We start from the raw sequence: 6,149 nt of genomic DNA, 5'->3' as shown, positions 1-6,149 counted from the left end.
GGCCGTTGAAAAAGCGGCGCCTGCCGTCGTCAATATATATACACGCACCGTTGTTAAACAGCAGCAGTACTCCCTGAAAGAAGACCCACTTTTCAAGAAGTTTTATGACTTAGGAGATATGCCGCAACGCGAGCGAATTCAGTCCAGTCTCGGCTCGGGAGTCATTCTCAACTCTCAAGGCTATATCATTACGAATAACCATGTCATCTCTGGTGCCGATAGCATCATAATTGCGTTGAAAGATGGCCGCGAGGCAGCCGCAGAGGTGATTGGAACAGACCCGGAAACAGATCTGGCCATCCTTAAAACCTCGATGGAAAATCTACCCAGTGTAACGCTGTCTCCCTCAGATGCATTAAGTGTAGGGGATGTCGTCTTAGCCATCGGTAACCCTTTCGGAGTGGGGCAAACGGTAACCATGGGTATTGTCAGTGCCACAGGCCGCAACAGCCTGGGCCTGAATACCTATGAGGATTTTTTACAGACAGATGCAGCCATTAACCCCGGTAATTCAGGAGGCGCACTGGTAGACGCTCACGGCAATCTCATTGGTATCAACTCTGCCATTTTTTCTAAATCGGGGGGCTCTCAGGGTATTGGCTTCGCTATCCCTTCCAACCTGGCAAAAAAAGTCATGACTGACCTGATCACCCAAGGACGGGTAGTTCGCGGCTGGATGGGTATTGAGATTCAGGAGCTGACGCCCAACTTAGCTGAATCATTTGGTCTGGAAGAGATGAATGGTTTAATCATCGCCGGAATTTATCGTGATGGCCCGGCGCATAGAGCGGGGCTTCAGCCAGGCGATATTATGCTCTCCTTAAATAACAAACCCGTTGAAGGACGTCGCTCAATGATCAGCATCGCCGATTTCAGACCTGGTGAGCCATTAAGCGTTGAGTTTTTAAGAGAAGGCAAGCACTTAACCACTGAAGTAACCGTTGGAGAAAGACCGCTGACACGCCCTAACTCCTGAACAAGAGCAGAAGCAGCCCTTACCAGCTAAAAGACAACAAAAAGGCCTCTATTGAGGCCTTTTTTTACGTTATAAAAACTATCTATATTCTGCGTACTATTTTTTGATTCTGTATTCAGCAGAGCGGGCGTGAGCGGTCAACCCCTCTCCTCTCGCCAGAATGGAAGCAACACCACCAATGTCAGAAGCACCATCGGCAGAAAACATAATCAGCGAAGAGCGTTTCTGAAAATCATATACACCTAATGGCGATGAATATCTTGCCGTACCTGAGGTTGGTAATACATGATTAGGACCTGCACAGTAATCACCCAGCGCTTCTGCAGTATGACGCCCCATAAAGATGGCACCTGCATGGCGAACGCCAGGCAATAAGGCTTGCGGATCTTCTACAGATAACTCCAGGTGCTCGGGCGCGATGCGATTACTGATCTCAATCGCTTCATCCATATCCTGAACCAGAATCAATGCAGCACGATTACGTAATGAAACTTCGATAATTTCTTTACGTTCCATCGTCGGCAATAGCTTTCGGATACTTGCTTCAACCTGATCTATAAAGTCAGCATCCGGTGTGATCAAAATCGCCTGGGCGTCTTCATCGTGCTCCGCCTGTGAGAACAGATCCATCGCAACCCAATCAGGATTGGTTTTGCCGTCACAGACCACCAGAATTTCTGAAGGCCCGGCAATCATATCAATACCCACAGCACCAAAAACAGCGCGCTTTGCGGTCGCGACATAGATATTACCCGGCCCAACAATCTTATCCACTTTAGGAATCGTTTCAGTACCGTAGGCCAGTGCCGCAACGGCCTGCGCACCACCGATAGTGAACACCCGATCGACACCTGCCAATGCGGCTGCAGCCAAAACCAGTTGGTTAAGCTCGCCACGGGGTGTTGGCACAACCATAATAACTTCAGCAACACCGGCCACTTTGGCAGGAATCGCATTCATCAACACAGATGATGGATATGCCGCTTTTCCGCCAGGCACATACAGCCCGACACGGTCTAACGGTGTTACTTTCTGGCCCAACATGGTGCCATCAGCTTCCGTATACTGCCATGAGTCGCTTTTTTGCTTTTCATGATACTGACGAATACGCTGAGCGGCTTTTTCAAGCGCTGTACGTTGTGCCTGCGGCAATGTCGTTAAAGCGGCTGCAAGGCGATCAGAGCTTAATTCGAGCTCACTCATGCTGCTGACAGTGGTTAAATCAAAACGATTCGTATATGAAACAACCGCAGCATCGCCCTGCTGCTTCACTTCAGATAAAATATCATCAACTATTTGATTAACCTTTGCGTCGGAAACACTTTCCCACGCCAGTAGCTTTTCAAGCTGAGTATCAAAATTTTCGTCGGCGCTACTCAAACGTGTGATAGATAACTCACTCATCGTCTACCCCTCCCGTCGCTGCACAACCGCAGCCGACATCATATCAATGATCGGCTGAATCTGGCGGTGTTTCATCTTTAATGCTGGCTGACCAACAACCAAACGTGAACTGATATTGGCGATAAAGTCCATAGGCTCGAGCCCATTGGCACGTAATGTATTGCCTGTATCGACGATATCCACGATACGATCGGCCAATCCCATAATAGGTGCCAACTCCATCGCGCCATAAAGTTTTACGATATCTACCTGACAGCCTTGCTGAGCGAAATACTGACGGGCAATATTGACAAACTTTGTGGCAATACGCATACGTCCATCAACTGGATCAGCATTCGTCAAACCCGCCACCATGAGCTTACATTTGGCAATTTCAAGATCCAAAGGCTCATAAAGCCCTTTACCACCATGCTCCATCAACACATCTTTTCCGGCGATGCCCATATCTGCACCACCATACTCTACATAAGTGGGCACATCAGTCGCCCGGATGACCACAAGTTTAATGTTGTCATGGTTGGTGTCAAAAATCAGCTTACGGCTTTTGAAGATATTTTCTGCCGGAATAATATTCGCCGCTTCTAATAAGGGCAGCGTTTCTTCGAGGATACGACCTTTTGACAGCGCAATCGTAAGCTGTTGTTTTTTCATCATACTTTTCACTTAGCCCGGGATGCGGCGAATTCGCGCACCCATCATCTGCAGTTTCTCTTCAATACACTCATAACCACGGTCGATATGATAGATACGATCAATGGTGGTTTCTCCGTCGGCGACAAGCCCGGCAATAACCAGGCTAGCTGACGCTCTTAAGTCAGTTGCCATCACTGGCGCGCCCTGCAAACGCTCTTCCCCTTCGATGGTAGCTGAATTACCGTCGATAAGAATATTAGCGCCCAAACGAATCATCTCCTGCATATGCATGAAACGGTTTTCAAATATCGTTTCTTTAATATGCCCAACCCCTTCAGCGACAGAGTTCAATGCAGCGAACTGCGCCTGCATATCTGTCGGAAAAGCGGGATAAGGAGCCGTTGTAATATTGACTGATTTCGGGCGACGACCTTCCATATCCAACGATATCCAATCGTCACCAACTTCAATTTTTGCACCTGCTTCGGTCAGCTTCAGCAAAACTGCATCGAGAATATCGGCACGTGTATTTTTAGTTTTGACATATCCACGTGTCGCCGCAGCAGCCACCAGGTAAGTTCCGGTTTCGATACGGTCCGGCATAACGGAATATCGACAACCTTTCAGAGACTCGACACCATTGATAGTAATCGTATCGCTACCCGCCCCTTTAATATCTGCGCCCATAGCAATCAGACAATTTGCCAAATCAACAACTTCGGGTTCTCTCGCCGCATTCTCGAGAATCGTTTGACCTTCAGCCAAGGTGGCAGCCATCAAAAGATTCTCTGTTCCGGTGACAGTCACAATATCAAATAAGATTTTGGCACCTTTCAGGCGTCCGTTACTGCGCGCATGAATATAACCTGCATCCACAGTAATTTCTGCACCCATCGCTTCTAATCCGCGAATATGCAGATCCACAGGTCTGCTACCAATCGCACAACCACCGGGAAGGGATACATCAGCCTGCCCGTAATGAGCCAATAAGGGGCCCAATACCAGGATTGAGGCACGCATCGTTTTGACCAGCTCATAGGGCGCATGAAAGTCTTTAATGTTACGTGTATCGACTTCAACACTTAGCTTTTCATCAACGGTTAGCTCAACACCGGTGCGACGAATCAGCTCCAACATGGTAGTAATATCGTGCAAATGCGGCAAATTACAGATAGTCACTGGCTCATCAGCCAGTAAGGTTGCCGCCAGGATAGGCAGTGCAGAGTTTTTTGCGCCTGAAATACGGACTTCACCGTTTAGACGCACCCCACCTTCAATAATCAGTTTATCCATTCAGAAAATTCCAACCGTTTATTAGCTCTGCAGTTTTTTCCACTGTTCAGGCGTATAGGTTTTGATAGTGAGCGCGTGAATAGTGCCATCGGCAATATATTCATTCAGGCACTGATAGACTAACTGCTGTTTCTTGACGGGCATCAGACCCGCAAATTGTTCATCGATGACGGTAACTTCGAAGGAGCAGCCTTCACCACCAGTAATTACCTGCGAGCCTTGCAGCTGCGATTCAATAATATTTTTAACTTCTTCAGCGTTCATGCAGCGCTCCTGGACGAGTTACGTTTATAATATAGGGGCGCAATGATAACGAATTAGCGTCTAAAAGGCGAAATTAATACCTGTTAGTTAGCTTGGTTGGCATGCAGGATTACCCTTAACCCAACCAAGTCAGCAATGGCTATCATCTCTTTTGGTAAGTTTATAAAGGTCAGCTGTTTACTCTGCTTTTTTGCCAACCTTAAAAAGCATAAACATAAAGAAAGCGATGAACTATCAACTCTGTTTACACTGGCAAAATCGAGAACACAGTCACCGTCCTTGCCAGATAATTCTGCTTCAATCTTTTTTCTGATGTTATCGATTTCAGGAATAATTAAATCTCCTGTTAAGCGGATCTGATTCATTTTCATCTCATCGCTGTTTTCTTTCACGGGCTAACTCTGTACCGGGTTATCGTCAACTTTAGCTTCCCAGGAATCCACTACGCGACCTACGTCATACTGTGTACGCTGCATCATCTCTGCAAACTGATTCTGGAAAGTAATTCTCAAATTAATGCCATCCAACATGACATTAACTAACTTCCAGTCCCCATTAGCTTTAACCATGTAATTAACCAGGGTATAGCTAACACCCGCCTTTGAAGTAACTTCCACCGAAACAATCTGTTTGTCATCTTCAGGGCTGACAGCGTTGGGCTCGACTAACTTATAAGCATCAATATCAAACTCAAGTAACGATTTAGCATACGTTTTAATCAACGTTTGCTTGAATACCACAGCAAATTTGGTACGTTGGTCATCGCTTGCCTGGCGATAATATTTACCCATTACCCATTTGGATATGTATTCAAAATCCACATCCCGGTCAACAATCTTCTCGATATCAGCGCTTACAGCAGTGATATCGACCGGCTGTTGAGCTCGATGTGTATCGATGACGACAATCATATCTTCGATTGTCTGTCGAACCTCAACGCTCGCTTCCTGCCACGTTGCGGCGGCCATAAAAGACTGTAGAAACAGGCTTAACCCAAGAAAAACTGTAACAAAAAAACGCTGCATCAGGAGAACCTCTTCTAGTTACTCACTTTATTAAAAAGAAACTTCCCAATCAGTTCTTCTAAAACCATGGCTGATTGAGTATCGTTTATAGTATCACCGTCTTTGAGGGAGGTTTCTTCAAAACCAACGGATATACCAATATATTGCTCCCCCAATAGCCCCGCTGTCAGTATTTTAGCTGAGCTATCGATGGACAGATAATCTACATCTGAATATATTTTCATTGTCACTATCGCCACAAGACGCTTCTTGTCGATCTGAATACTTTTCACTTCACCGATCTGTACACCTGAAAGCGTTACTTTAGCCCGCGATGTTAACCCGCCAATATTTTCAAAACGCGCCTGAACCGTATAGGTATTTGCTTTTGCGGCTAAGTTTAAACCACTTACATTCAATGCCAGTCCCAATAATGCCAGAATACCCAGCACCATAAAGAAACCAACCATAATTTCAATCCATCGCATACGCATTTTTTATAAATCTCCGAACATCAATGCGGTTAAAATAAAATCCAATGCCAACACAGCCAAAGACGAATAAACAACCGTCCG

8 protein-coding genes are annotated in these 6,149 nt (G+C 46.2%); 1 reads left to right on the top strand and 7 read right to left on the bottom strand.

Translation table 11 applies throughout. The annotated features are described in order from the left end of the window. A partial coding sequence (locus tag ABY436_RS18345) for a trypsin-like peptidase domain-containing protein (protein WP_372740376.1) occupies positions 1 to 976 on the top strand: 976 nt, incomplete at its 5' end. 96 nt (positions 977 to 1,072) lie between these two features. Here ABY436_RS18345 and hisD read toward each other — a convergent pair. The 7 genes from hisD to mlaD all read right to left on the bottom strand — a co-directional run bounded on the left by hisD (position 1,073) and on the right by mlaD (position 6,068). Next, a complete protein-coding gene (hisD, locus tag ABY436_RS18340; protein ID WP_372740375.1) occupies positions 1,073 to 2,380 on the bottom strand; it encodes a histidinol dehydrogenase in 1,308 nt (435 codons plus the stop codon). Positions 2,381 to 2,383: 3 nt separating this feature from the next. Then, entirely contained in the window at positions 2,384 to 3,031 is a 648-nt protein-coding gene (hisG, locus tag ABY436_RS18335; protein WP_372740377.1) for an ATP phosphoribosyltransferase, read from the bottom strand. A gap of 12 nt (positions 3,032 to 3,043) precedes the next feature. Continuing rightward, the gene (gene murA, locus ABY436_RS18330; protein ID WP_372740374.1) at positions 3,044 to 4,306 is read right to left on the bottom strand and encodes a UDP-N-acetylglucosamine 1-carboxyvinyltransferase; all 1,263 of its coding nucleotides are present in this window, start codon (positions 4,304 to 4,306) and stop codon (positions 3,044 to 3,046) included. Positions 4,307 to 4,327: 21 nt separating this feature from the next. After that, complete coding sequence (locus ABY436_RS18325; protein ID WP_090729351.1) at positions 4,328 to 4,570, bottom strand: BolA family protein; 243 nt, start codon at positions 4,568 to 4,570, stop codon at positions 4,328 to 4,330. A gap of 83 nt (positions 4,571 to 4,653) precedes the next feature. Next, the gene (locus tag ABY436_RS18320; RefSeq protein ID WP_372740373.1) at positions 4,654 to 4,962 is read right to left on the bottom strand and encodes a lipid asymmetry maintenance protein MlaB; all 309 of its coding nucleotides are present in this window, start codon (positions 4,960 to 4,962) and stop codon (positions 4,654 to 4,656) included. Positions 4,963 to 4,965: 3 nt separating this feature from the next. Further along, a complete protein-coding gene (locus ABY436_RS18315; RefSeq protein WP_372740372.1) occupies positions 4,966 to 5,595 on the bottom strand; it encodes a phospholipid-binding protein MlaC in 630 nt (209 codons plus the stop codon). Positions 5,596 to 5,609: 14 nt separating this feature from the next. Continuing rightward, positions 5,610 to 6,068, bottom strand: coding sequence for an outer membrane lipid asymmetry maintenance protein MlaD (gene mlaD, locus ABY436_RS18310; RefSeq protein ID WP_372740371.1), 459 nt, complete (start codon positions 6,066 to 6,068; stop codon positions 5,610 to 5,612). Positions 6,069 to 6,149 lie beyond the last annotated feature (81 nt).

This window comes from Neptunomonas sp. (genome assembly GCF_041601355.1).
Taxonomy (GTDB): Bacteria; Pseudomonadota; Gammaproteobacteria; order Pseudomonadales; family Balneatricaceae; genus Neptunomonas.
The sequence above is the reverse complement of the archived record's forward strand: the minus strand, read 5'-3'. Positions and strand labels throughout refer to the sequence as shown.

Coding starts and splice junctions, on each gene's coding strand:
- hisD (WP_372740375.1), bottom strand. CDS start 2,380: ATGAGTGAGTTATCTATCACACGTTTGAGTAGCGCCGACGAAAATTTT.
- hisG (WP_372740377.1), bottom strand. CDS start 3,031: ATGAAAAAACAACAGCTTACGATTGCGCTGTCAAAAGGTCGTATCCTC.
- murA (WP_372740374.1), bottom strand. CDS start 4,306: ATGGATAAACTGATTATTGAAGGTGGGGTGCGTCTAAACGGTGAAGTC.
- ABY436_RS18325 (WP_090729351.1), bottom strand. CDS start 4,570: ATGAACGCTGAAGAAGTTAAAAATATTATTGAATCGCAGCTGCAAGGC.
- ABY436_RS18315 (WP_372740372.1), bottom strand. CDS start 5,595: ATGCAGCGTTTTTTTGTTACAGTTTTTCTTGGGTTAAGCCTGTTTCTA.
- mlaD (WP_372740371.1), bottom strand. CDS start 6,068: ATGCGTATGCGATGGATTGAAATTATGGTTGGTTTCTTTATGGTGCTG.